The sequence below is a fragment of the Novosphingobium sp. PhB57 genome (assembly GCF_004342985.1).
Classification (GTDB): domain Bacteria; phylum Pseudomonadota; class Alphaproteobacteria; order Sphingomonadales; family Sphingomonadaceae; genus Novosphingobium.
The window spans coordinates 129,049-152,546 of the sequence record NZ_SMBO01000007.1 but is presented as its reverse complement, the minus strand read 5'-3'; the positions used below and the strand labels follow the sequence as shown (position 1 = coordinate 152,546).

The following is a 23,498-nucleotide window of genomic DNA, read 5'->3' as shown; positions in this document are numbered from 1 at the left end:
CACCCCGCCTAACCGCGCGCGTGGTCACGCCAGCGTTTGCAAGGCGCCGCCCTGCGCTGCGGACGCGCGCATGGCGTCCATGATCCGCATGCATTCCAGGCCGTCGCGGAACGTCGGCGCCGCCACGCCGCCCGCCTGGGCCTGTCCGGTGATCCGCGCTTTCAGCGCCTCGGCGAGACGGGTGAAAGGCGCCAGTTCGAACGGCGGGGCGCGACCGGAGGCGGCGGGATCGGACGGGGCGGGATCGGACGGGGCCGGAGCCTGCGGGAGCGCCAGTTCGGGGGGCACCTCAAGCTGGCGGGTGCCGGTGCTGTCGGCCAGGAACACCTTGCCCCCATCGATCCAGACGGTGCCTTTCGATCCCGCGCAACGGCAGAGGCTCGCCGGTTGGCCCCAGGCGCCCGCCGATTGCTGCATCGAACCTTCGACACCGGTCTTCGTCACGAAGCGCACCGAGTAGGAATCCTCGGCCACGTCCTTTCGGTCGGACACGGTCAGGAGGTTCGCGCTCAGCGCATGGATGTCGCCCAGCCAGGCGCGGACCTGGTCGATCAGATGGGAGCCCCCGGCGCCCAGCCAGCCGCCACCGGCCTCCGCGTCGAACCACCAGCGCGGGAGCCGGGCGGCAGGATCCGCGCAAAACGGAATGAACTGGTCCATGACCAGGAAGCGCGGCTCGCCGATCAGGCCGTCCCGGATGGCCTGGCCGAACAGCGCCCGCTCGGGCAGCCAGCGGAATTCGTGCGAGACCATGTGCACGATCTGCCGCTCGTCCGCGGCGTCCAGAAGGGCGGCGCCTTCGGCCGCATTCAAGGCGAAGGGCTTTTCGCAAAGGACATGGCATCCGCGGGCGATGGCCCGGTGGGCCAGGCTTGCATGCGTGTCGGGCGTGGTGGCGATCGTCACCACTTCCGCGCCGGTGGCGGTGATCGCTTCGTCGAGATCGGTGAACCAGGCGGGAACCCCGCTGTCGGCGGCCTTCCGGGCGAGCCTTTCCTCGTTCCGCCCGACCAGCGCGGCGACTTCGAACCCAGCGGCGCGCAAGGCCGGAACATGGATGCGGCAGCCGAAACCGGTGCCGACGACGATGGCTGGGATGGTCTTCATGCACGATTCTCCGCGGAGCGGGCCGGCTCCGTAGTCTTGACGCCAGCGGCGCATTTCCGCCGCCGATTGTTCACAAGAAAGTGCGTACTGTCGATGCCGGGCAGGCCGGATCCACCGCGCTCGCGGCGCTATTCGCCGGTGCGATGTCTCCCTTGCCGCGGTCAGGGCGCTTTACCTCGGCTTGTTTCGCCGCCACCCCGGAAGGCCGCCAAGGCAGTCGGCGCTCTCATGGAGCGGCGCCCGCCTTTCACCTTCGCAGCGGCGCCGGGCGGTCCGCTGCGCACGCTCGATCGGGACCAGGATGCGGCCGGTAAGTCTTGAATTCGTCAGCACCTTCGGCCTGCCGCCCGTAGAGTCCGTGCAACTGGCGGCGCGGCTCGGCTATCAGCATGTCAGCACCGTGCTGGAACCGTTCCGCGAGAGTCTGGAGGGCCACCCGCATTTCTCGCTGCGCAGCGACGCGGCGCTGCGGCGGGACCTGCTGGCGGCGATGACCGACACCGGCGTCACGATTGCCTCCGGGGAAGGCATCGCCGTGCTGCCCGGCCGCGATGTTCGGGATCTCTACGCCGGGGACCTCGAAATCATGGCCGAACTGGGCATTCCCAGGATCAATGTGGTGAGCCTCGATGGCGACCTTGCGCGGACATTCGACCAGCTTGGGCGGCTGAGCGAAATGGCCGGTTCCTTCGCCATCGAAACCCTGATCGAATTCGTCCCCATCTTCCCGATCCGCGACGTGGAGACGGCGATGTGCGCGATCCGCCATGTCGGCCGCAGGGATTGCCGGCTCACGTTCGACATGATGCATTTCTTCCGCACAGGCGGGCGAACGCAGGACATTGCTGCAATCGACCCGCAGGCGATCGGCTATATCCAGCTATGCGATGCGCCCTTCACGCCGGTCATCGCGGACTACATGGAAGAAGCCGTGTGCGAGCGGGCCGTGCCCGGGAAAGGCGAGTTCCCCCTGGCAGAGGCACTCGCACAGCTTCCCGCGGACCGCGTGGTGGGGATCGAGGTGCCGCAACGATCGGCAGGCGCTGCCGGGGTCTCCCTCGATGCCAGAATGGCGCACTGCCTGGCGGCGGCACACCGGCTTCTTGCATGAGGAGCGGCCGGGAAATCCTTCAACGCCCAAGCGATGGTTGCGCGCCGGGGCTGCGCCTGTGCCGATGTCCGGCGGGCGGAAATTGACCCTGCGCGCGCCCCTGCGCTAAACATCCGTTCAACAGTGGAGAGGTGCCGGCAATGGATCTGGAAAGCGAAGTCGCGGCCCTCAGGCGCAGCGTGCAGCACATCAGGGACCGGCAGGAGATCCTCGATGTCATCGTCCGGGAATCGCGGGGGCGGGACCGCCACGACGAGGCGCTGACGGCAAGTTGCTACTGGCCCGAGGGTGCGGACGAACACGGCCCCGTGCCGCTGCCCGCAACGGAATATCCCGCGAAGGCCAATCGCGGGCATGCCGCGATGTTCGCGATGAACCAGCACAACCTGGCCAACCATTCCTGCGAGATCGACGGCGACACCGCCTATTGCGAGACTTACGTCATCGGCACCCTGCTTTCGCACGACGGCCTGACCTGCACGATGGCGGCGGGTCGCTACATGGACCAGATGGAGCGGCGGGACGGCGAGTGGCGGATCCTGTGGCGTCGCTCGACGGTGGAGGCCGCGATGCAGGGCGATGCCTCGTGGTTGCAGACACCGGCCGTGAAGGGCTTCCTCAAGGGACGGCGCGACCGGGACGATCTTTCCTACGACCGCCCGGTCGCAGTGGGCGCGGCGGGTACGCGCTGGTGAGGCGCGCACCGGTATAGGGGGCTGGCCAAGCAGCCCTCCTGCCGGAAATCAGCGGATAATCAGGGGGTGGTGGCGGTGCGGCGCCACCTTGTGGGTATCGCGGTATGACGGCGGCTGGCGGCCGCCCTCGTCGGTCAGCCCGTATCGCACGGCCATTTCCGCTCCGATCACGGTTTCCCCGTTGAGCGCGGCCAATTCGGGATCGTTGTAGAGCGCCCAGATCACATGGCCGGTAAATTCCGGCGTTTCGATCTGGCCGCGAAGATAGCCGTACTTTTCCGGATCGGCGGCGATCATGGCCAGCAATCTGTCGGTCGCCAAAGCCCCCATCCAGATCGACAAGGCCGCGACGCGGGTACCTGCCGCCTTGAAGTCCACCGCCATGTCGAAGGCCATCTTGTCGATCCCGGCCTTGTGCGCGCCATAGGCAGGCCCCATCGCGTAATGCGCGGCGCCCGAGGCCGAGGTGAAGACGATCAGCCCATGGTCCTTCGCGGCCATGCCCGGTGCCGCCAGCCAGCTCGCCACGTAGCTGCTGCGTATCCCGACATCGATCATGTCGGCAAGTTTGCGCGGCTTTTCCCAGAACTGCCCGGGCATGGACAGCTCGTCATAGACGGCGGCGGCATTGTTGACGAGAATGTCGATCCGGCCTTCGTCCGCCAGGACCTGATCGAACAGCGCCTCCACCTGGGTGTCGTCGCCATGATCGCAGCGCACGGCGATGCCCTTGCCCCCGGCGCGCGTCACCGCCTCGGCGGTTTCGTAGATGGTGCCGGGCAGGGCATGATCGCCCTGCCGTTCCGACCGGCCGGTGACGTAGACGGTGCATCCGTGGCTGCCCAGCGCAATGGCAATCCCGCGTCCGGCACCCCTGCTGGCGCCGGTGACGATGGCGATGGTCCGCTCTGTCATGTGCCGTTCTCCCTCAGGCCGCGCGACCGGCCAGCGAGGCTGGCTGCCCGATGGGGGTATAAGCGCGGTAGGCAAAGCGCCATTCGCCGCCCTCCCGCACGAGGCGGTCGGTATAAAGGCCGGTCATCGTCATGCCGCTTCCGGATTTCAGCGCGATGGTCTCCAGCACGGTGGAGAGCACGCTGGCGCCGTCCTGCGTGAAGGCGATCGGGCCGATCTCGTTGAAAGGCGTGACGCTGCGGAAATCGGTCCAGGTCGCGGTCCACATCTGCTCCAGCGCGGCATGGCCGGCAACTTCGAACTGGGGCGTTTTCCAGGTGGCGTCCGCGGACCAGCAGCCCAGCCAGTCGGCGCCGTCCTGGCGGACGACGGCCATGGCATAGCGCCCGTAGACTTCGCGGATGAGCAGCCGGTCTTCGATCCTGCTATCGGACATGTCCTGCGTTCTCCCGTTCCCGCCCCGGCCTGCGCGGTGTCCGCCGATTTGCGAGCGGGCGGCGCGGCTTGTCAATGCGGGCATCCCAGAGCGCGCAGGGGCGATGCCAGAGGCCGGGACCAGACCCTTTCAGGCGGCGGCTGGCGGCACCGTCAGCGGGCCTTCTCCAGGAGATCGTAGCGCTGGATATAGTCGCGGAACGGCTCGCGGGCCTGGTCCGCGGTCATGCCGAAATCGGCGATGTCATACTTGTGCGTCCCGCGCGCGAGTTCGGGTTTTTCCGCAATCCGCTTCGCCAGCCCCGGCCGGAGGGTTTCGGGAATGTCCATGTCGATGAAGGCGTAGATGCGTTCGAGGACGGCCATCGGATCGGCATGGAAGTCGGCATGGACGACATCGAGGACCTGCTCGGGAAAGCGGCTGCGAACCCGCTCGGCCTTCTCGACCGCCTCGGACCACTTGGCCACTTCCCGGATCAGCATGTTTTCCGACCGCTCCTGCCGGCGGCCTTCCTCGAAGAGCGGGTGAAGGTTCGCCATGAGCGACACGAGCGAAGGGATCGCCTTGCCGGGATCGCGGTGCGTCTGGATGATCTTCGCATCGGGGAACACCGCAAGCAGCAGGTCGAGGTTCTCGATATGCCCCGGGTTCTTGAGCAGCCACCGGCGATGGGGCTCGTTGCTGCCGATCAACTGCACGCAGGCGCGGAAGTAATCGTAGGAGGCCGCTTCGGACTGGCTGCGCCACCAGGCGTCGTAAGTCTGCGCGGAGGGCCCGGCGCAGGCCAGGATGTTCGAGGTGAAGCCGTGCCACAGGATCATGCAGCATTCGTGGACTTCCTCGGCCGCGCGGAAATGGGCGGCCTGGTGATCGGGCGCGGCGGCGTGCTGGGCATCGATGCCGGCCATGGTCTTGCGGAACTGCGGATAGTCGGCCCAGGTTTCGATCGACGGGCGGGGCATCGGGGAATCGATCAGCCAGGTCTGAAGCCCCTGGAAGCGGGGATCCACGGCCATCAGGCGGTGCAGCGCCGTGGTTCCGGTGCGCGGAACGCCAGTGATGACGACCGGGCTCACCACCGGATGGCGGTCGAAACCGGGATGCTGTTTCATCGCGCGATAGGCATGTGCCCGGCCGCGCAGGATGGCCACGATCTGGCCCCAGGCCGCGCGCCGTCCCTGTTCGTGAAAGCGGGGGTCGTAGTCCATGGCATGAAGGTAGGCATTCAGCCCGGGGCGATAATCGTCCGGGCCGAAGTCGCTGCTGCCGATCTCCGCGGCGACGAGTTCGTGCAGGGCATCGCCGGCATGGCGGAATGCGCTGGGGGGATCGTACGTCAGGTCCATTCGAAATCATCCTCGCCCGCGGCCGTTCTTGCGCGAGGCACCATGTTCGATCGGCGATTCAAGACAGTCAAGACTATCTAGCTTGGCCGGGCCGATATCCTGCCTGCGATGTGGCGGGGCTGCTCCCGCCAGAAGGCTTGCGGCGTCGCACTATGACAGTGCATGCTTTCCTCGGCGCGATGCCCGGCCCGACGCGGTGCCGGGACGGCCGCACTTCGACGGGACCGGACAACCGGACGCTTTCAGCAGAAATCCATGCCGCGAAGACCCCCGGGTGGGCGCGGAGGGAATGGGTGAGGATATCGTATGGGTCCTTCAATAGAACCGCTCGCCAGCTACCTGGCCCCTCTCGAAGAAGCGGCCGCGGAGCTGGCGAACACCTGGCACCCGGAAGACCCGGCCTATCGGGCAGAAGTCTGCCGGCAGGCGCTGATGAACCTGTCCTACGGCTATTTCGTCCATTTCAACGCCGATGCCGAGCATCCGGACTGGAGCCCGCTCTACAACCCGGTGTTCCTGTGCCAGCCCAATCCCGACGACATCTACCTCTTCAGCCCGCTGCGCGATGACCTGACCTACCGCGTCAGCGGCGACAGGGGCACCGTGAGCAAGCTGATCTTCGTCACCCAGCGCGGGATTCCCGGCACGCTCGAAACGGTGGGTGAATATGGCGCGGCCAGCAGTTTCGACGATTCGGACTTCACCGTCGGCCCCGACGGGCGGATCGACATCGTGTTCAGCGCCGTGCGGCCCGAGGGATACGAGGGCGACTGGTCGCAGCTGAAGAGCGGGGCCGACTGCATCTTCGTGCGCTATCGCATGATCGACTGGAGCTGCGAGGTCGATCCGCAGCTCACCATCGAATGCCTGGACGAAGTGCCGATGAAGCCGCGTCTCTCGCCCGAAGCGATCGCCGCGCGCCTGGGCCGTCAGGCCGCGGTTCCCCGCAACCAGAACCGGCTGTTCTACACGATGCAGAACCAGATCCTGGAGGCGGTCGGCCAGAACAGGATCCATCCGGTGCGGCTGCCCGGCCTCGACAAGCAGCTCTACTGGCCCGCGGTGTTCTCCTTTGGGGAGGACGAGGCGCTGATCGTCGAGACCGAGATGCCGGCGGTCGCGCGCTACTGGAACATCCAGCTCAACGACCCTTTGTTCAACGCGGTCGAATATGTCTACCGGCAGAGCAGCCTCAATGGATCGACCGCGATCATCGACGGCGACGGCAGGCTTCGCATCGTCATCGCGCTGACCGATCCCGGCGTGCACAACTGGCTGGACCCTGCGGGCTATACCGAGGGAACGCTTTACGGGCGCTGGTACGATTGCTCCAGCCTGCCGATCCCCACCATCACGACCGTCAAGCTGGCCGACCTGAAGGCGCACCTGCCGCCCGGCACGGCCACGGTTTCGCCCGCCGAGAGGGAGCAGGCCCTGCGCAGCCGCGTGCGCGCCGCCCAGCGCCGGCGCCGCTGGTAAGGCCCTTCCGCCCCCGAGACCGACCATTCCGACTGGAGACGCATTGTGGCCACCAAGACAACCTCGATCCTGGATTACCTGGGCGATCTCGAACAGGCGGTGGACAATCTGGCGATGAGCTGGCGGCCCGAAGACCCGGCCTATCGCGCCGATGTCTACCGCCAGACGATGACCAGCCTGTCCTATGCCTATTTCATGTATTTCCACGCCGATGCCGAGCATCCCGACTGGGCGCCGCTGTGGAACCCGGTCTTCACGCTTCAGCCCAACCCGGACGATATCTATGTGCAGAGCCCGATCCGGGGGGATTTGCGCTACCGGGTCTCGGGCAATCGCGGGACCTGCCGCATCCTCTCGTTCACCACGCAGAAGGCGCTTTCGGGCACGGTCGACGAGATGCCCCGGCCCAATGGCCATAACGAGGTGGATTGCGACGATCTGGGCATCGGACTGGGCGAGGACTTCGAGATCCTGTTCAGCGCCGTGCGGCCGGAAGGCCATGCCGGGCACTGGGCGCCGATCGATCCGGAGGCGCGGGGCATGTACTTGCGCTACCGGATGTACGACTGGGAGAACGAGACCGATCCGCAGCTCTCGATCGAGTGCCTGGACCCGGTTCCGCCCAAGCCCCGGCTCTCGCCCGAGGATATCCTGGCGCGGATCGGCGAGATGGCGCGCTTCCCGGCGCGCAAGACGAACCTCTACTACCCGATGCAGAACGGCGTGAAGGACCGCGTCGGCTTCAACGTCTTCGAGCCGGTCCGCATGCCCGGCGCGCTGGTCAAGCAGGTCTACTGGCCGGCCTGCTTCCAGCTCGCGGAAGACGAGGCGCTGATCATCGAGACCGAGATTCCCGACCGGGCGCCTTACTGGAACATCCAGCTCAACGACCCGCTCTTCAATGCGCTGGAATATGTCTACCGGCTGTCCAGCACCAATGGCGCCATGGCCAGGCTCTCGTCGGACGGACGGTTTCGGGCGGTGATCGCGCTGACCGACCCCGGCGTGCCCAACTGGCTGGACCCGGCCGGCTACACCGAAGGCGGCATCTATGGCCGCTGGTACGATTGCAGCGCGGAGCCGACGCCGACGATCCGGCGCGTCAAGCTGGCCGAGCTGCGCGATCACCTTCCCGAAGACACGCCCCATGTCACCCCCGCCGAGCGGCGCGAAGAGATCGCCCGGCGCGTGCGGGCCTGCCAGCGCCGCCGGCGCTGGTGAAGCCGCGCCTTGGCGCCAAGAATGGCCAGCGCCGCCGGCGCTGGTGAAACCGCGCCTTGGTGCCGAGAGTGGCCAGCGCCGCCGGCGCTGGTAATACCGCGCTTTGGCGCCAGGAGTGGCCAAAGCCGTGGCGGCGCTATAGGACGGCCGCAAGTGAGGCGGTGTTTGGCGGAGCAGAGTTTGGGCAGGCAGAACGACAGGCCGCGGCAAAGGCGCGCTCCCGCGCAAGTTCGGGAGGAAATTCTCCGCGCCGCGGAAGCGGAGTATTCGCGCTATGGTTTCTCGGGCGCCACCACGGCGGCCATCGCGGCGCGCGCCAATACGACCGAGACGCAGATCTTTCGCTACTTCAGCTCCAAGGCCGAGTTGTTCCGCGAAGCGATCCAGCGCCCGTTGGACAGCCACCTCCAGAACTTCATGTCGAACGTCTCCGCCGCCAGCGGCGATGCACCGCTGGAAGCGCAGGCCAAGACCTATATCGCCGAGTTGCAGGACTTCATCGCCGAGCACCAGCGCATGTTCCTCTCGCTCATCATGGCGGAAACCGGGAAGAGCGGCGAAGTGCAGGGCATGGCCGCGGTCGATGCCCTGCACGACTATTTCGCGCGCGGCGCCGAAGTGGTGCGCGGCCGTACCGGGGGCACGGACAAGCTGCCGCCCGAACTGATGGTCCGCATCAGCTTCGCCTCGCTGCTGGGCTGCGTGCTGTTCAAGGACTGGCTCTATCCCGAAGGCATGGCCGACGACGACACCCTGCGCGCGGCGACCACGCGCTTCGTGATGGACGGGATCTACGCGGACCCCGCGTAGCCCTGGGCGTCGATGGGGGTGGGATGCGGACCGGATCGGGTCCGGTCCCACGCCAAGCTGTCTTACGCCGTCCTGTCACGCCATCCTGTCACGTCATCGTGACGTGGACCTTGGTTTCCTCGTTCGGGCCGCGCAGCATCGCCATCGTCTCGGGCAGGGCCGTCAGCGGCACGGTGCTGGTGACGATCGCCTTGGGGTCGACGTGGCCCTTGTCCATCTGGTCGGCGATGTAGAGGAATTCCTTCATCGAATAGCCGACCAGGAACTGCACGTTCACGCACTTGTAGGAGGCGAGGGCGGGTATCACCGGATCGGGCGAGGTGCAGAAGCCCAGCGAGACGACCCGGCCGAACGGCCCGGCATGCAGAATCGCCTTGCCCAGCATCCCTTCCGCGCCCACGCATTCGAACACGACGTCCGGCACGCCGCCGAGCGCTTCCCGCACTTCGCCCATTTCGTCGCTTCCATAGGGAATGAAGCGGTCGGCGCCCATCTGCAGCGCCAGGTCGGCGCGGCGGGCGGTACGGGACATGACGACGATCCTGCCCGCGCCAAGACGCCGCGCCCAGTAGATCGCGTAAAGCGCCACGGTGCCGCCGCCCAGCACCACGACCTTGTCGCCGGGCTGGATCCGCGCGTGCTTCACGCCGTAGAGGCTGATCGCCATCGGTTCGATCAGGGCGCCGTCGGTCAGCGTGAGGACGGACGGTAGCCGGGTGGCCACGGCAGCCGGCACCCGCGCCAGTTCGGCAAAGCCATGCATCGCGCTGCCGGGCGAGGCCTGGCACAGCACGTTGTTCTGATGCGCGCAGCCCGGGCACTCCCCGCAGGCGACCGAGGGCAGCACGGCGATGCGGTCTCCGATCGCCAGGGTGGAGACGCCCGCGCCAAGCGCGACGACTTCGCCGGCATATTCATGGCCGAACTGCGAACCCGCGCCGAAATCCCAGCCGGCGCCCTTGGTCATCGACAGGTCGGTGCCGCAGATGCCGCAGCGGCTGACCCTGATCAGCACTTCGCCGGGCGCTGGCTCCGGATCGGGCAATGTCTCGATGACGACAGGCTGGCCCTGCCCGGGATAGATGGCCGCTTTCACGAATGCGTCTCCATGGTTGTCACCGCGATCGCGTTCAGGCGACCTCGCCTTTCATGAAGGCGGGGTTGATGGCGCCGGTGAACACGCCGCTGGCGAAGCCCTGGTCGGTGTAGAGGAAGCTGCCGGTAACCGCGCCGTTGAGCGGACTGTTGAGCAGGACCAGCGGCCAGGCCTGATCTTCCGCCGTGGCCATGCGCCCCAGCGAGGGATAGGGCCAGGCGTCGAGAAAGCCTTCTGGCAGCAGCTTTTCCTGCTCGTCCATGAAGGCGGTGCGGGTGGGACAGGGGCCGATCGCATTGAATCGGATGCGCCGGGCATTGCCGTATTCGACCGCCTTGTTGGCCACCCAGACCACCAGCATCTCCTTCGAACTGGTATAGCCGTCGCGGACGCGGGCATCGGGATCGGCCTCGCACCAGGCATAGGCTTCGTCCGGGTCGGAGATCGCCAGCATCTCCAGCGACTGGGCGAGGTTGCCCTGCCAGCCCATTGCCGCATCGGAAGAGATCAGCGCGATCCCGCCGCCGTCGCGGACAGAGGGCAGCAGTTCTTCCACGAACAGACGCGTGCCTATGTAGTTGACGCGCATGCAATACATCGGCCCCTTGATGTGCGGCGGCAGGCCGGCGCAGGGGAACACGAAGTCTATCGGCGCTTCTGCCGCCAGCGCGGCGGCGGCGGCACGGACCTGGTCGAAGTCGGAGAGGTCGCACTGCCGGAAGCTGAGGTGCGGCACTTTGGGCGGCTGGATGTCGACGATGTGCACTTTGGCGCCGAGTTCGCCCAGAATGCGCGCGACTTGCTCGCCCATGCCGGACGACCCGCCGGTGACCACGACTGTCCTGTCCCGATATCCCAGCCCGTCGAGGTTCTGCATGCTCAATCCCTTCGCCATGGTCCGGTCCGATCGCACTGCTGGAGCCGGACTCGCCTTGTGTCGAGACCTATCACCCCGGCGCGCCGTGCAGAAGGTGGATAGCGCGCACTATCCTGTTTCGCAGCTTCCTAAGGGCACTGAAACCGCTGCGGCGATGCCCGCCGACAGCCGCGGCTCCCCGCCCGAAATGCTCAGTCCAGCCTGAAGCGCGGCAGGTCCAGCTTGAGACCCGGCGTGTTCGAACGACCGCGATAGAGGAAGGAGTTCCGGGCAGTGATCTCGCCCCCTTCCTTCAGGGTGTCGCCGCCATCGGCAGGCACGGAATTGACGTAGACGTCGCGCATGTCGGCGCCCCCGAAGCGCACCTGGGTGATGGCGCCGCCCGGAGTGGGAGAGTCCGCCAGCCGGGTACCGTCGGGCGCGAGGCGGGTGAGGGCATTCGAGCGGAAGCCCGTGATCCAGAGGTTGTGATCGGCGTCGAGGGCCATGCCGTCGGCATCCTCCTTGTCGAGGATCATGCGCCGGTTGGACACGGTGAGGTCGTCCGCCACGTCGAAGGCCCAGGTGCCCCGGAACGTGTCGTTGCAGTAGAGGCGCCGGCGTCCGGCATCGAACATCAGGCCATTGGTGAAGCCGATGTCCCCGGCGACCTGGATGACTTCGCCGGAAGCGGTCATGCGGTAGATCGCCGTCGGCCGGGCAGGTTCGCCCTTGATGACGCTGGCGATGTCCAGCGTGCCGAAGAACAGCCCGCCCCGGCCGTCCGGCGCCATCTCGTTGATGCCGTTGATCGGCTGGCCGTCGATTTCGCACAGCAGCCAGCCCGATCGCCCGGTTTCGGGATCGTTCCACATGATGCCGCCCTCGCCGGTGGAGAGCACTGCGCCATCGGCGTTCATCGTCACGCCGCCGGTCCACCGCCGATCGGGGTTGAAGGACGCGACCCGGGTACCGTCGGGCTTCACGCCGTGGATGCCGCCGGCAATGACGTCGCTGTACCAGACGATGTCGCGCAGATGGTCGATCGCAAGGCCCTCGATGTAGGTCCCCGCCGCTATCCTGTCGAACCCCTCGATTGCCGCCTGCATCGATTGCCTCCTCCCGCCGGCCGTTTCATCGGCCCTGTCTTCCCGCCGGGCAGGATGTTGGCCGCGCGATACCCTGTCAAGGCGGAGGCGGGCTGGCGGGGATCAGCTGGATCAGCGCTGGGGAATGGCGGGGAGGCCTGGGGGCACTTGCCCGAATCCCGCCGCCGATCCATGCCGAAGCGCAAGATCGGTCGAGCAGGTGTCCGCGATCCGTGGCTAACGGAGGGCGTCACGGAGGAAGGAACGATGAAGGCGGCGCTCGATACCTACCATGCCCGGATGCTGCGGGCGCTGGACCATATCGACCGGCACCTCGACAAGGCGCTGGACCTCGAAACGGTGAGCGGCGTGGCCGCCTTTTCGAAGTTCCACTTCCACCGGCAGTTCACGGCCATGTTCGGGATCTCCGTCCATCGCTATGTCCAGCTGGCCCGCATGAAGCGCGCCTCGCACCGGCTGGCCTATCGCGAGGGGCAGAGCGTAACCGACATAGCGCTGGATGCCGGTTACGAGGCGCCGGACGCTTTCGCCCGCGCGTTTCGGCAGAGGTTCGGGCAATCGCCCTCCTCGTTCCGCAAGAGCCCCGATTGGGCGCCGTGGCTTTCGGCCTTCGAGCCTCTCGACACAGCCAGGAGCAAGTTCATGCACAGGACATTCACGCAGGAAGACGTCGTTATCCGCGAGGTGCCGAAGCAGTTGGTGGCGATCATGGAGCACCGGGGCGACCCGGCCGGGTTGGGAGGCACCATCCAGCGCTTCATCGCCTGGCGCCGCCGCGCCGGTCTGCATCCCTCCAGAAGCCCGACATTCAATATCTGGCGGTCGGAGCGCCGCCCCGCCGCACCGGCCGATTATGGCATCGACCTTTGCGCGGGCATCGAGGGGCCGGTCGCGGCCGATGGCGAGGCGGTGCGGATCGGCGAGATCCCCGGCGGGCGCTGCGCGGTGCTGCGGCAGGTCGGCCAGACGGATAACCTGGAGCCGGCCGCGCTCTTTCTCTATCGCGACTGGCTTCCCGGCAGCGGCGAGGACGTCCGCGATTTCCCGCTCTACTGCCAGCGCCTGCGCTTCTTCCCGGAAGTGCCGGAGCACGAAGCGGTGGCAGAGCTGTTCCTGCCGCTGAAATAGCGCGCGCGGTTCAGGCGGCAGGCCGCCATCGTTCGAGCTGGGTCAGCACGTCGTTCACGATCTGCTGTTCGGTAAGGCCGGTAAGGTCGCGGTGGCGCTCGGTGGCGACCTGCCCCGTCAGCATCCAGGTCAGGCTGCGGCGGCCTTCCGAGGCTTCCAGCGCGGTATAGGCGGGCAGGGGGCGCGACCGGGTGCCCAGGCTGTAGACGAACCGGCTCTCCGGCCCGAACGTGATGGTGAGCGCGGCCTGCCCCTCGCCCTCGGTGACATGGCTGTCGGCCCAGCCTTCCGCCAGCATGGCTGCGCAGACGGATCGCAGCGCGGGGGCGCCGCGCTCCGCCAGTTGCCGGACGATCTGCGCCTTGCTGGAAGGCACGAAGAGGCGTTTGAGCCTTTCGCTGACGGTCGCAGGCTCGTCGTCGGAAATGGTGATGCCGGCAAGGTCGGCGCTGGTCTGGCGGACCAGCCCGAAGGCGAGCAGGATCATCACGAAGCAGAACGGCAGCGCGGCCAGCAAGGTGGCGGTCTGCAAGGCGCCCAGCCCGCCGGCGATGAGCAGCGCGGTGGCCGTGGCGCCCAGCAGCAGGCACCAGTACATCCGCTGCCAGCGCGGCGTATCCTCTTCGCCGCCCGATGCCAGGGTGTCGATCACCAGAGCGCCGGAATCGGCCGAGGTGATGAAGAACACCGCCACCAGTACGATCGACAGGGTGGAGGTGAAGCCGGAGCCGGGAAGATACTCCAGGAACTTGAACAGGGCGGTGGAGAGGTTCTCCTGCACGGCATGCGCGATCTGGCCGCCGGCAGTGCCGAGGTCGAGCGCGATGGCGGAGTTGCCGAACACCGTCATCCACAGGAAGGTGAAGGCGGTGGGCACGAAGAGCACGCCGATCACGAATTCGCGGATCGTGCGCCCGCGCGAGATACGCGCGATGAACATGCCCACGAATGGCGACCAGGCGATCCACCAGGCCCAGTAGAACAGCGTCCAGTCCGCCATCCAGGCCCGCGGCTCATAGGCATAGAGCTTGAAGCTGCGTTCGAAGAAATGGTCGAGATAGAGCCCGAAGTTCTGCACCAGCGCGCGCAGCAGGAACAGCGTCGGCCCTTCCGCCAGCACGAAGAGCATGAGCAGCACGGCCAGCGCCAGGTTCAGTTCGGAAAGCCGCCGTACCCCGCGGTCCGCGCCGCTGAGCACGGATAGCGTCGCCGCGCCCATGACCAGGACGATCACGCCCACTTTCATCGTCGTGTTGTCGGGCAGGCCGTAGTTGTAGGCGAGGCCCGCGGTCATCTGCGAAACGCCGAAGCCGAGCGAGGTGGAGACGCCGAACACCGTGCCGCAGACCGCGAAGATGTCTATGGCATCGCCGATCGGCCCGCGGATGCGCTTGCCCAGGATCGGGTAGAGGCCGGACCGCAGCGTCAGCGGCAGGCCCTTGCGATAGGTGAAATAGGCAAGGCTCAGGCCCACCAGCGCGTAGATCGCCCAGGCATGGACGCCGTAGTGATGGAACGTGATGGCCATCGCCTCGCGCGCGGCGTCTATGGTGCCGGGCTGCGCTTCGGGTGGGGCGCTGTAATGCTGGATCGGCTCGGCCACCGCGAAATACATCAGCCCGATGCCCATGCCGGCCGCGAAGAGCATGGCCAGCCACGATACGTAGGGGAAATCGGGCTCGGCATCTTCCGGGCCGAGCTTCAACCGGCCGGCCGGGCCGAAGCCGAGCGCCAGCACCACGACAAGGAAACCGACGACCGCGGCGATGTAGAGCCATCCGAACGTGTCGATCGCCCAGCTTTGCGCGGCCTTGAAGACCAGGTCGGAGGCGCCGGGGGCGACCAGGGCGGCAGAAAGCATGGCCAGGATGACAGCGGAGGCACCCCAGAATACCCGCGGGTTCATTCGGCTTTCGATCATGGTTGCCCTAACGCATATCTGCAGACGAACCGGAACGCGTCGCGGCGGTCGCTGTTCCCCGCAGCCGGACCCCTACCCATAAAGAACCGAGAGCGTCACCGCCGCGCAGGCGACCACCGCCACCACCAGCGGCGCGCCCATGCGGGCGTAGTCGCTGAAGCGGTAGCCTCCCGGCCCCATGACCAGCAGGTTGTTCTGGTGCCCGATGGGGGTGAGGAAATCGGAAGACGCGCCGATCAGCACCGCCAGCAACGCCGCATCCGGACTGACGTGCAGCAGGCCGGCGGCGTCTATCGCCAGCGGCCCCATGATGATCGCGGTCGCGACGTTGTTGAGGAAGATCGAGAGCAGCAGCGTCACCGTGCAGAGCGCCGCCAGCACCGCCACCAGCGGCATTCCCGCCAGGACATGACCCAGCCACTGCGCGGCGATGGCCGCCGCGCCGCTGTCCTCGAAGCTCTGGCCGACGGGGATCATCGCCGCCAGGAGGACGATGACGCTCCAGTCGATGGAGCGGTAGATTTCCTCGGGCGGCAGCAGTCGCAGCGCCGCGATCAGCACCGCCGCGGCGGTGAAGGCCAGCGCCGGGGACATGCCCAGCCCGACGATGCAGGCGATGGCCGCGGCAAAGACCGCGAGGATACCCGAGGCGCGCCCCCGTGCGGTGGGAACGGGATCGTGGCGGTCGATCTCCAGCACGCGGGCGCCGGCGCTGAAGCTGCCGAGTTCCGCCTGCGGACCGCGAATGTAGAGCTGGTCTCCCGCGCTGATCCGCATGTCCGCCAGTTGCCGCCGCTCCCGCGCCACGCGCGGCCCCACCGCCACCACCTGCAATTGCTGGCGGCTGCGGGTGCGGACTTCGTCATAGCCCAGCCCGATCAGCGGCGATCCATGCGCAACCGCGACCCGCACGGTGACGGCATCGGGGACGTGATCGACGGAAAGATCCGAAACCAGCCCGGCCGTGGTCCCGACCGACCACTGGTTCTTGCGCGAGAGGACCAGCAGCCGGTCCTGCGCCTGCAAGGCTCCTTGCGCGCCGATCCGGTCGATGCCGCGAAAGGCGGCCAGCAGGCGTCCACCGGCGCCGCGCAGGCGCGCCCGCACTTGGGCCGCGTCCAGCCGCTCGTCGGGGACGACCAGTTCGTAGACGCGCCAGGGCGGCTTGCCGTCCGCCGCATCGCCGCGCCGCGCCGGCAGGAGCCGCCAGCCGACCACGCAGAGATAGGCCAGCCCCACCACCGTCACCGCCACGCCCACGGGGGTCATCGTGAAGAACCCGAAAGGCGCGCCCAGCCGCGTTTCGCGCACCGAGGAGAGGATCAGGTTGGCGGGCGTGCCGATCAGGGTGGTCATCCCGCCCAGGATCGTCGCGAAGGCCAGGGGCATCAGCGTGGCGCCGGCCGAGCGCTTGGCCGAGCGGGCGATCTCCGCGGCGATCGGCATGGTGATGACCAGCGCGGCGATATTGTTCATGAACGCGGAGAGCAGCGCGCCCACCAGCAGCAGGCAGGCAAGACGCATCGCGAAAGGCGCGCGGGCGGGGATGATGCGGTTCGCCACGGCCCCGGCGGCGCCGCTGAGTTCGATGGCGCGGCCCACCACCAGCACGGCCGCCACCGCGATCACCGCCGGATCGGCGAAGCCCGAGAAGGCATCGCCCGGCGCGACGAGACCGGTGACGAGGCAGGCGATCAGGGCCAGGAAGGCCACGAGATCGTGCCGCACCTTTTCGGATACGAACAGAACGAGCGCGCCCAGCAGGATGAAGGCGCTGAGGGCGGCGGGGCTCAAGGCTGGGCCTCGCCCTCATCGATGCGGCGCAGAGCGAAACGGCTGCCCGCGGCCGGGGCCGGGAGAGGCGCTATGCCGTTCTCGCGGAGCAGCGCAGCCACCGCCAGCGCGCGCCGCTGGACGAGCGTGGGCTTCTCCGGCGCCTCCTCCGCGGCTTGCTCCGATGATGCCGGGGGCAGTCCGGGAACGCCCAGGCTGCGCACGTTCCAGCGCCGCGCGGCCCAGGCACTGACCAGCACCGCTTCCCGCGCGGGGGCATCGAGCGTGTCCGCGCTGCCGGTGAAGGCGATCATCGGCGTGGCCATCTGCGGCGGGGTCAGCACCACGTCCCAGCCGTCCGCCTGCGCCGCGGCGCGTTGCTCCAGCACCCGGTAGGTGGCCAGCGAGGCGCCCGGCAGCGGCACGGCATCGGCCATGGCGCGGTGATGGTCGCGGTCCACGGTGACGCCGTCCGCCGTGGTCCCGGCGGTCAGGGCCAGCATCTGCGAGAGCGCGGCGATGCGCTGGGTCTCGATGGCGGCGGCGTCGCCCGCCTGGCGGATTTCCTCGCGCTGGGCCTCGATGGCGCCGGCGCCGGGTTCGAGCACCACCTGGTCCAGCCGCAGGCGCAGCGGCTTGCCCAGGCGGCTGGTGAGGTCTTCCTGCAGGGCCGCCGTGCGCTGCATCCGCCCGCGCGGGGTGATGACCACGGCGCGCACCACCACGGGATCGGCATCGAAGTCGATGTCAAGCTGGGTCACCCGCGCGTCGGCGCCGAAACGCTCGGACAGGAAGGAGCGCGTCTGGTTGACGGTGACTGCTTCCCCGGCGATCTGCTTGAGCGAAATGCCCAGCGGAATGGCCATGGCGACGAAGACGAACAGCAGGACGAACGTCTGCGTCCAGCTCTGCTGGCTGGTGAGATGGTGGCCGAACCCGTAGAAGCGCGCCATGGCCGTGGCGGAGAGGGCGATGGTCACGAAGTTGGTGACGAACAGGGCGAAAGCGCCGCCCAGCACGGGCATGTTCCATGTCGCCAGACCGAAGCCGACCACTGCGAGCGGTGGCATCAGGGCCGTGGCGATGGCGACGCCGACGATCGTGTCGCCGCGCCCGCGGATGATCGCGAAAGTCCCCGCCAGGGCCGCGAACAGCGCCACCGCCAGGTCGAACAGGTTGGGCCGGGTGCGGGCGATGATCTCGCTGGTCGGCGCCTGCAGCGGGGAGAGGGCCACGATCAGCGCGGTGAAGATCACCGCCGCCACTGCGCCCACCGCCAGGGCGGTAAGCGAGCGGCGCATCTCGGAGAAATCGAACAGCGCCAGGCTGAAGCCCAGCCCCAGGATCGGGCTCATCAGCGGCGAGATCAGCATGGCGCCGATGACCACGGCCGGCGACGAGAGCAGCAGGCCGAGCACGGCGATGCCCGCGGACATCATCACCATGAAGGCATAGCGCGGCGACCACCCGGAATCCTCGGTGATGCGCGCCATCACGCTCTCGTGATCGACCCGCCCGACGACCGATCGCCGCCACCAGCGATAGAGCGCGATCTGCTCGAACCGGTCCTGCATGGCGCTGTTTGGGCTTTCCGCCCCTGCTGCCTGTTCCAACCCCCGTTACCTCCTTGTCTGCAGTCCGGCCCGATCCGCGGTCCGGCAACAACCCACCGCGCGCCCTTCGGTTTCCGCCCGGCACGAAATCGGCCCTCTCGCCGTTCCGCGCAAGCCGGCGCTCAGGACATGGTGCGCGGGCAGCTGCCCAGTGCGGCGATCACCATGCGGTAATCGGTGAGGGCCTGCATCTTGCCCTCGTAGGTGGCGGAAATATTGGCGCGTTCGGCCGGGGCGGGCGGCAGGAAGCAGGCCAGGCTGTACCATTCCAGCGTGCCGCGCGCGGGTGGGCGGCCCGCCGTCGCCACCACCGCGGAGAACGAGACGCCCCAGGCGGGCGCCTGGCCCGGTTCATGGCGGACCGTGATCGAGGCGCTGCGCCCGCCCTCGGTATCGAGGAAGATCTGCGTGCGTCCCTGCCCGGCGAGGTTGCCGGGCACGTAGAGCATTTCCCGCACCCGCGTGACATTGCTGGGCGCATTGCGGGCGACCCGGCTGCGCAGGACGGCGCGCAGGCGCACTTCCTCGTCCGGGGTCCAGAGGATCTGGGCGGTGGGGGCGATCAGTTTCAGGTCCTCGGGGCGGCCCGGCACCGGGGAGGCGAACAGGATGACATCGCGGCCGGGCAGTTCCGCCGGTCCCATTCCGGTCATGACGCCGTTCGCGGGGCCGTCTTGGGGCAGGTCCACCAGATAGCGCAGCGATCCGCCGATCGGCGCGGCGCCGAACAGCAGCGCGCCGGTTGTGGCCTCGACATAATAGCGGGCATGGCCGGGCGCGGGGATGCGCTGGCTTGCGGTGGTCACGCGCGTCACGCCGGCGACTTGCGCCCTGACGACCATATCCGCCCGTTTCGCGAGCGAGACCACGTCGGCATCGGTTGGCCCCGCCTGCGCAGCAGAGAGTCCTGCCTGCGCGGCGGCGGGTGGGGGCGTCAGGGCAAGCAGGGCAGCGGCCGCCACGGCGGAGACTGCGGAAAGGCGGCGGGCGGCAGGCATGGATAAGGCGGCCTTCATGTCACGCAGGGTCCTGAACGGGAAGGGAGGGAGCGGGGGGCAGGACGGCGTCCGGCGAGGATGCCGACCGCGCGACCGCGCCTGACAGGTCGAGGCCGGTGGGCCGCTGGAAAACGCGGAGGTCGAACTCCGGGATGATCGCGATCAGGTGGTCGAGAATATCGGCCTGGATGCTTTCGTACTGGGCCCAGGCCGTAGTGGAGGCGAAAGCGTAGATCTGCAGCGGCAGGCCGTATTCGCCGGGTTCGAGCTGGCGCACCAGCAGGGTCTTGTCTTTCGCGATGTCCGGGTGCGCGGTCAGGTAGGCGTGCACATAGGCGCGGAAAGTGCCGATATTGGTCAGGCGGCGCATGTCCAGGATCTCGCCTTGCGCGTGGTCCTGGTTCCAGCGGTTCACTTCGCCGCGGCGCTCCGCCAGGTACTGGCGCAGCAGGGTGAAGCGCGAAAGCGCCTCCAGTTCCCCGGCCGTCAGGAAGCGCACGCTGTTCTGGTCGATCATCAGCGAGCGCATGATGCGCCGCCCGCCCGATTCCGACATGCCGCGCCAGTTGCGGAAGCTCTCGGTGATGAGCCGGTGAGTCGGCACGGTGGTGATGGTCTTGTCGAAGTTCTGGATCTTCACCGTGTGCAGCGCGATGTCGATCACGTCGCCATTGGCGTCGAGCTTGGGCATCTCGATCCAGTCGCCCACGCGGACCATGTCGTTGGAGGTGATCTGCACCGATGCGACCAGCGAGAGGATGGTGTCCTTGAACACCAGCAGCAACACGGCCGCCATGGCGCCCAGCCCGGACAGCAGCAGCAGCGGAGACTGGTCCATCAGCGCGGCCAGCACCAGGATCGCGGCGGCGCCGTAGACCAGCAGCTTGGCCACCTGGACATAGCCCTTGATCGGCCGGTGCCCGGCTTCCGGGCGGCGTTGGTACACGTCGTTGGCCAGGGTCAGCGCGCCGGACAGGGCCAGGGCGAGCGTCAGAATCACCACGGCCGCGCAAAGGCTGTGCACGAAGCCGACCAGCGCGGGCGGCAGGCCGGGCACCGCGCCGATCCCGCCCTGCACGATCACGGCGGGCAAGATGTTCGACAGGCGCGCGACGATGGCGCCGATATGCCCCGCCTCGACATCGAAGGGCGTGCGCCGCAGCAGGCGCATCATGCCGCTCAGGACGATGCGCTTGGCGATCCAGTTGGCCAGCCAGGCGGCGGCGGCCAGGAGCAGCAGGGCGATTCCGGTGTGCATCCAGGGCTCGGAGGCCCAGGGCGCCATGGCCCAGGGCCCGTTTGCTCCGGGGGCAGCCAGGGCGGCGAAAGCATCGGTTTTCAAAGGGAATCCTCGGTTAGGCAGTCAGACGGCGCGCAGCGGCTTGCCGGCGGTTTCCTCGGTATAATGCAGCGCCACCAGCCCGACGAGACAGGCGGCGATCATCACGTAGGCGGGGGTGAGCGGATCGCCGGTCCGGTCGATCAGCCAGGCGTTCGCCGCCGGAGCGGTGCCGCCGAACAGCGAGGTCGAGAGGTTGTAGGCGATGGCGAAACCGGCAAAGCGCACCGGGGTGGGGAAGAAGGCGGGGAACGTCGCCGAAATCGTCGCCAGTTGCGGCACGTAGAGCAGCCCCAGCAGGGCATAGCCGATCACCGCGCTGGCAAGGCCGGTATCCATGAAGTGATAGAGCGGCACCACCGCCAGCATCAGCCCGATCAGCGAGGCCATCCACATCGGCTTGCGCCCCACTCGGTCCGACAGGGCGCCCGCGAAGGGAAGCAGCACCATCATGAACAGCATGCCGGCGATGGGCACGGCCAGCGCGGCGTCGGTCGAAAGGCCCAGCCGGCGCTCCAGATATGTCGGCATATAGCTGAGCAGGGTGTAGTTCACCACGTTGAGCGCGATCACCAGCCCGCTCATCGCCAGCAGCGGGCGGCGGTGGCGGCGCATCAGGTCGCGCAGCGGCGTGGCGGATGCGTTCTGGCCGCTCTCTTCCACTTCGCGGAACAGCGGCGTCTCTTCCATGCGTGCCCGCAAGTAGACGCCTACGAAACCCAGCGGCCCGGCCAGCAGGAACGGCAGGCGCCAGGCCCAGTCGCGCATGGCGGCATCGCCCAGCAGCAGCGAGAAGCCCAGCATCAGCAGGGCGCCGCCGCAGAAGCCCGCCAGCGTGCCGACTTCCAGGAAGCTGCCATAGAAGCCGCGCTTCCGGTCGGGCGCATACTCGGCCATGAAGATCGCCGCGCCGCCGTATTCGCCGCCGGTCGAAAAGCCCTGCACCATGCGCAGCACCACCAGCAGCGCCGGTGCCCAGAGGCCGATCGCCGCGTAGGAGGGGATGAGGCCGACGCCCACCGTGGCCGCCGCCATCATCACGATGGTGATGCCCAGCACCGCCTTGCGGCCGTAGCGGTCGCCCAGCGGACCCCAGAAGAAGCCGCCCAGCGGCCGCACCAGGAACGAGATCGCGAATGTCGCCAGCGCGAAAAGCGTCGCTTCGGCGGCCTCGCCGGGGAACAGCGCGGCGGAGATATAGCTGACGCCATAGGCATAGATGCCATAGTCGAACCACTCGGTGGCATTGCCGATCGCGGATGCGGCGATGGCGCGGTGCAGTACGGCCGGCGAAGTCTGGTCGGTCATTCAAGAGTGCTTTCGTCCGAGGCCACCGGGTCGAGCGCGGCGGACATGGGCGTGGTGCGCGGCAGCACGACGTAGGTTTCCTGGAGATGGCCGGGGACCGGCTCGGAGCGGACCTGTCGCCACAGGCCGAATGCCAGCGCGGCGCCGGCGCAGGCGGCAACGAAGAGGAACAGCCCGGCCGTTCCCAGCAGGGTCATGGCCAGCGCCCCCAGCGAGGGGCCGATGGCGGCGCCCAGCGAATAGAGCAGCACCAGCCCGCCGCTGGCGGCGACGCGCTGCTCGGCCGAGAGGTGGTCGTTGGTATGGGCGACGCAGAGCGGATAGAGCGCGAAGCTGAGGCCGCCCCACAGCGCGCCGAACGTCAGCAGCGGCAGGTTGCCCTCGGTCAGGGCGATGGCCAGGCTGGCGGCCAGCGTGCCGGCGAAGGCCATGACGATCACCATGCGCCGGTCCATCCGGTCGGACAGGCGGCCCAGTGGCCATTGCAGCGCCACGCCGCCCATGATGACAACGCTCATGAACAGCGCGGTCGCGGAAAGGTCCAGCCCCGAGCGCCGGGCATAGACCGCGCCCATCGCGTAGAAGGCGCCGAGCATGATCCCGGTCAGGAAAGCGCCGACGATCCCCAGCGGCGAGACCGCGTAGAGTTCGCGGAACGAGAGCGAGGAGGCTTCCCCCGGTGCGGGTGCGGCGATGCGGGTCAGCACCACGGGCACGGCGGCGAGCGAGATCAGGATCGATCCCACCATCAGCGGCATCGTCGATGCCGCGCCGCCGAGGTTGAGCGTGAACTGCCCGATCGCCTGCCCGCCATAGAGTGCGATCATGTAGCCGGCCAGCACGCTGCCGCGCCCGGCGCCCTCGGCCCGTTCGTTCAGCCAGCTTTCCAGGCAGACGTAGATGCCTGCCAGGCAGATTCCGTCCGTGAAGCGCAGCAGGCCCCAGAACGGCACGTCGCGGTGGATGGCATAAGCCAGCGTGCTGGCGCTCAGCACGGCCACGAAAGCGGCGAAGGCGCGAATGTGGCCGATGCGGCGCAGCAGCGACGGCGCGCGCATGGAGCCTGCGACCAGCCCTGCGAAATAGGCGGTGCCGACCAGGCCGATCGCCAGGGTGCCAGACCCCCCGCGCTCCAGGCGCACGCTGACGAGCGTGTTCATGAAGCCGCCGCCCGCCATCAGCACGAAGATGGCGAGCAGCAAGCTGCGCACGGGGAGGATGGCTTTCAGCATGATCA

20 protein-coding genes are annotated in these 23,498 nt (G+C 68.0%); 6 read left to right on the top strand and 14 right to left on the bottom strand.

Going from position 1 to position 23,498, the window contains the following annotated elements; genetic code table 11:
* Positions 1-24 precede the first annotated feature (24 nt).
* Entirely contained in the window at positions 25-1,107 is a 1,083-nt protein-coding gene (locus EDF58_RS20540; RefSeq protein ID WP_132268957.1) for a Gfo/Idh/MocA family oxidoreductase, read from the bottom strand.
* A 301-nt stretch (positions 1,108-1,408) separates the two neighbouring features.
* Here EDF58_RS20540 and EDF58_RS20535 point away from each other — a divergent pair, with 301 nt between their 5' ends.
* Positions 1,409-2,218, top strand: coding sequence for a TIM barrel protein (locus EDF58_RS20535; RefSeq protein WP_132268955.1), 810 nt, complete (start codon positions 1,409-1,411; stop codon positions 2,216-2,218).
* A 140-nt stretch (positions 2,219-2,358) separates the two neighbouring features.
* A complete protein-coding gene (locus EDF58_RS20530; RefSeq protein ID WP_132268953.1) occupies positions 2,359-2,913 on the top strand; it encodes a nuclear transport factor 2 family protein in 555 nt (184 codons plus the stop codon).
* Positions 2,914-2,961: 48 nt separating this feature from the next.
* Here EDF58_RS20530 and EDF58_RS20525 read toward each other — a convergent pair whose 3' ends face one another.
* From EDF58_RS20525 to EDF58_RS20515, 3 genes are all read right to left on the bottom strand, one after another.
* Entirely contained in the window at positions 2,962-3,828 is an 867-nt protein-coding gene (locus EDF58_RS20525) for an SDR family NAD(P)-dependent oxidoreductase (protein ID WP_132268952.1), read from the bottom strand.
* A 13-nt stretch (positions 3,829-3,841) separates the two neighbouring features.
* On the bottom strand, positions 3,842-4,264 hold the full coding sequence (locus EDF58_RS20520; RefSeq protein ID WP_165921499.1) for a nuclear transport factor 2 family protein: 423 nt from the start codon (positions 4,262-4,264) through the stop codon (positions 3,842-3,844).
* Between the two features lie 152 nt (positions 4,265-4,416).
* Positions 4,417-5,610 (bottom strand): sulfotransferase, encoded by a 1,194-nt coding sequence (locus tag EDF58_RS20515; RefSeq protein WP_132268948.1) that lies wholly within the window; start codon positions 5,608-5,610, stop codon positions 4,417-4,419.
* A gap of 306 nt (positions 5,611-5,916) precedes the next feature.
* On the opposite strand from EDF58_RS20515, the gene EDF58_RS20510 reads away from it, so the two are divergent.
* From EDF58_RS20510 to EDF58_RS20500, 3 genes are all read left to right on the top strand, one after another.
* Positions 5,917-7,089, top strand: coding sequence for a DUF1214 domain-containing protein (locus tag EDF58_RS20510; RefSeq protein ID WP_132268947.1), 1,173 nt, complete (start codon positions 5,917-5,919; stop codon positions 7,087-7,089).
* 45 nt (positions 7,090-7,134) lie between these two features.
* The gene (locus EDF58_RS20505) at positions 7,135-8,310 is read left to right on the top strand and encodes a hypothetical protein (protein ID WP_207913072.1); all 1,176 of its coding nucleotides are present in this window, start codon (positions 7,135-7,137) and stop codon (positions 8,308-8,310) included.
* 180 nt (positions 8,311-8,490) lie between these two features.
* The gene (locus tag EDF58_RS20500) at positions 8,491-9,120 is read left to right on the top strand and encodes a TetR family transcriptional regulator (RefSeq protein ID WP_165921498.1); all 630 of its coding nucleotides are present in this window, start codon (positions 8,491-8,493) and stop codon (positions 9,118-9,120) included.
* 88 nt (positions 9,121-9,208) lie between these two features.
* Here EDF58_RS20500 and EDF58_RS20495 read toward each other — a convergent pair whose 3' ends face one another.
* The 3 genes from EDF58_RS20495 to EDF58_RS20485 form a co-directional block, all read right to left on the bottom strand.
* Positions 9,209-10,216 (bottom strand): alcohol dehydrogenase catalytic domain-containing protein, encoded by a 1,008-nt coding sequence (locus EDF58_RS20495; RefSeq protein WP_132268944.1) that lies wholly within the window; start codon positions 10,214-10,216, stop codon positions 9,209-9,211.
* A 34-nt stretch (positions 10,217-10,250) separates the two neighbouring features.
* On the bottom strand, positions 10,251-11,093 hold the full coding sequence (locus EDF58_RS20490; RefSeq protein WP_165921497.1) for an SDR family oxidoreductase: 843 nt from the start codon (positions 11,091-11,093) through the stop codon (positions 10,251-10,253).
* Positions 11,094-11,284: 191 nt separating this feature from the next.
* Positions 11,285-12,181 carry an SMP-30/gluconolactonase/LRE family protein gene (locus EDF58_RS20485; RefSeq protein WP_132268941.1) on the bottom strand — a complete coding sequence of 299 codons (897 nt, stop codon included), beginning with the start codon at positions 12,179-12,181 and terminating at the stop codon, positions 11,285-11,287.
* 246 nt (positions 12,182-12,427) lie between these two features.
* Between EDF58_RS20485 and EDF58_RS20480 the strand changes: the two genes are divergently transcribed.
* Positions 12,428-13,309 carry an AraC family transcriptional regulator gene (locus tag EDF58_RS20480; RefSeq protein ID WP_132268939.1) on the top strand — a complete coding sequence of 294 codons (882 nt, stop codon included), beginning with the start codon at positions 12,428-12,430 and terminating at the stop codon, positions 13,307-13,309.
* A gap of 10 nt (positions 13,310-13,319) precedes the next feature.
* On the opposite strand, the gene EDF58_RS20475 is transcribed toward EDF58_RS20480, so the two are convergent.
* The 7 genes from EDF58_RS20475 to EDF58_RS20445 form a co-directional block, all read right to left on the bottom strand.
* Positions 13,320-15,215: a BCCT family transporter gene (locus EDF58_RS20475; protein WP_243654404.1), complete on the bottom strand. Its 1,896-nt coding sequence runs from the start codon at positions 15,213-15,215 to the stop codon at positions 13,320-13,322.
* Positions 15,216-15,302: 87 nt separating this feature from the next.
* A complete protein-coding gene (locus EDF58_RS20470; protein WP_132268936.1) occupies positions 15,303-17,024 on the bottom strand; it encodes an SLC13 family permease in 1,722 nt (573 codons plus the stop codon).
* Positions 17,021-18,577: a DUF389 domain-containing protein gene (locus tag EDF58_RS20465; protein WP_132268987.1), complete on the bottom strand. Its 1,557-nt coding sequence runs from the start codon at positions 18,575-18,577 to the stop codon at positions 17,021-17,023. Before EDF58_RS20465 ends, EDF58_RS20470 begins: the two co-directional genes overlap by 4 nt.
* 161 nt (positions 18,578-18,738) lie before the next feature.
* Positions 18,739-19,632: a hypothetical protein gene (locus EDF58_RS20460; protein WP_243654403.1), complete on the bottom strand. Its 894-nt coding sequence runs from the start codon at positions 19,630-19,632 to the stop codon at positions 18,739-18,741.
* A 1-nt stretch (position 19,633) separates the two neighbouring features.
* Positions 19,634-20,899, bottom strand: coding sequence for a mechanosensitive ion channel domain-containing protein (locus tag EDF58_RS20455; protein WP_132268983.1), 1,266 nt, complete (start codon positions 20,897-20,899; stop codon positions 19,634-19,636).
* Between the two features lie 78 nt (positions 20,900-20,977).
* Positions 20,978-22,261, bottom strand: a complete 1,284-nt coding sequence (locus EDF58_RS20450) for an MFS transporter (protein WP_132268934.1) — start codon at positions 22,259-22,261, stop codon at positions 20,978-20,980.
* Positions 22,258-23,493, bottom strand: a complete 1,236-nt coding sequence (locus EDF58_RS20445; protein WP_132268933.1) for an MFS transporter — start codon at positions 23,491-23,493, stop codon at positions 22,258-22,260. Before EDF58_RS20445 ends, EDF58_RS20450 begins: the two co-directional genes overlap by 4 nt.
* Positions 23,494-23,498: the final 5 nt, after the last annotated feature.

Coding starts and splice junctions, on each gene's coding strand:
- EDF58_RS20540 (WP_132268957.1), bottom strand. CDS start 1,107: ATGAAGACCATCCCAGCCATCGTCGTCGGCACCGGTTTCGGCTGCCGC.
- EDF58_RS20535 (WP_132268955.1), top strand. CDS start 1,409: ATGCGGCCGGTAAGTCTTGAATTCGTCAGCACCTTCGGCCTGCCGCCC.
- EDF58_RS20530 (WP_132268953.1), top strand. CDS start 2,359: ATGGATCTGGAAAGCGAAGTCGCGGCCCTCAGGCGCAGCGTGCAGCAC.
- EDF58_RS20525 (WP_132268952.1), bottom strand. CDS start 3,828: ATGACAGAGCGGACCATCGCCATCGTCACCGGCGCCAGCAGGGGTGCC.
- EDF58_RS20520 (WP_165921499.1), bottom strand. CDS start 4,264: ATGTCCGATAGCAGGATCGAAGACCGGCTGCTCATCCGCGAAGTCTAC.
- EDF58_RS20515 (WP_132268948.1), bottom strand. CDS start 5,610: ATGGACCTGACGTACGATCCCCCCAGCGCATTCCGCCATGCCGGCGAT.
- EDF58_RS20510 (WP_132268947.1), top strand. CDS start 5,917: ATGGGTCCTTCAATAGAACCGCTCGCCAGCTACCTGGCCCCTCTCGAA.
- EDF58_RS20490 (WP_165921497.1), bottom strand. CDS start 11,093: ATGCAGAACCTCGACGGGCTGGGATATCGGGACAGGACAGTCGTGGTC.
- EDF58_RS20485 (WP_132268941.1), bottom strand. CDS start 12,181: ATGCAGGCGGCAATCGAGGGGTTCGACAGGATAGCGGCGGGGACCTAC.
- EDF58_RS20480 (WP_132268939.1), top strand. CDS start 12,428: ATGAAGGCGGCGCTCGATACCTACCATGCCCGGATGCTGCGGGCGCTG.
- EDF58_RS20475 (WP_243654404.1), bottom strand. CDS start 15,215: ATGAACCCGCGGGTATTCTGGGGTGCCTCCGCTGTCATCCTGGCCATG.
- EDF58_RS20465 (WP_132268987.1), bottom strand. CDS start 18,577: ATGCAGGACCGGTTCGAGCAGATCGCGCTCTATCGCTGGTGGCGGCGA.
- EDF58_RS20460 (WP_243654403.1), bottom strand. CDS start 19,632: ATGAAGGCCGCCTTATCCATGCCTGCCGCCCGCCGCCTTTCCGCAGTC.
- EDF58_RS20455 (WP_132268983.1), bottom strand. CDS start 20,899: ATGGCGCCCTGGGCCTCCGAGCCCTGGATGCACACCGGAATCGCCCTG.
- EDF58_RS20450 (WP_132268934.1), bottom strand. CDS start 22,261: ATGACCGACCAGACTTCGCCGGCCGTACTGCACCGCGCCATCGCCGCA.
- EDF58_RS20445 (WP_132268933.1), bottom strand. CDS start 23,493: ATGCTGAAAGCCATCCTCCCCGTGCGCAGCTTGCTGCTCGCCATCTTC.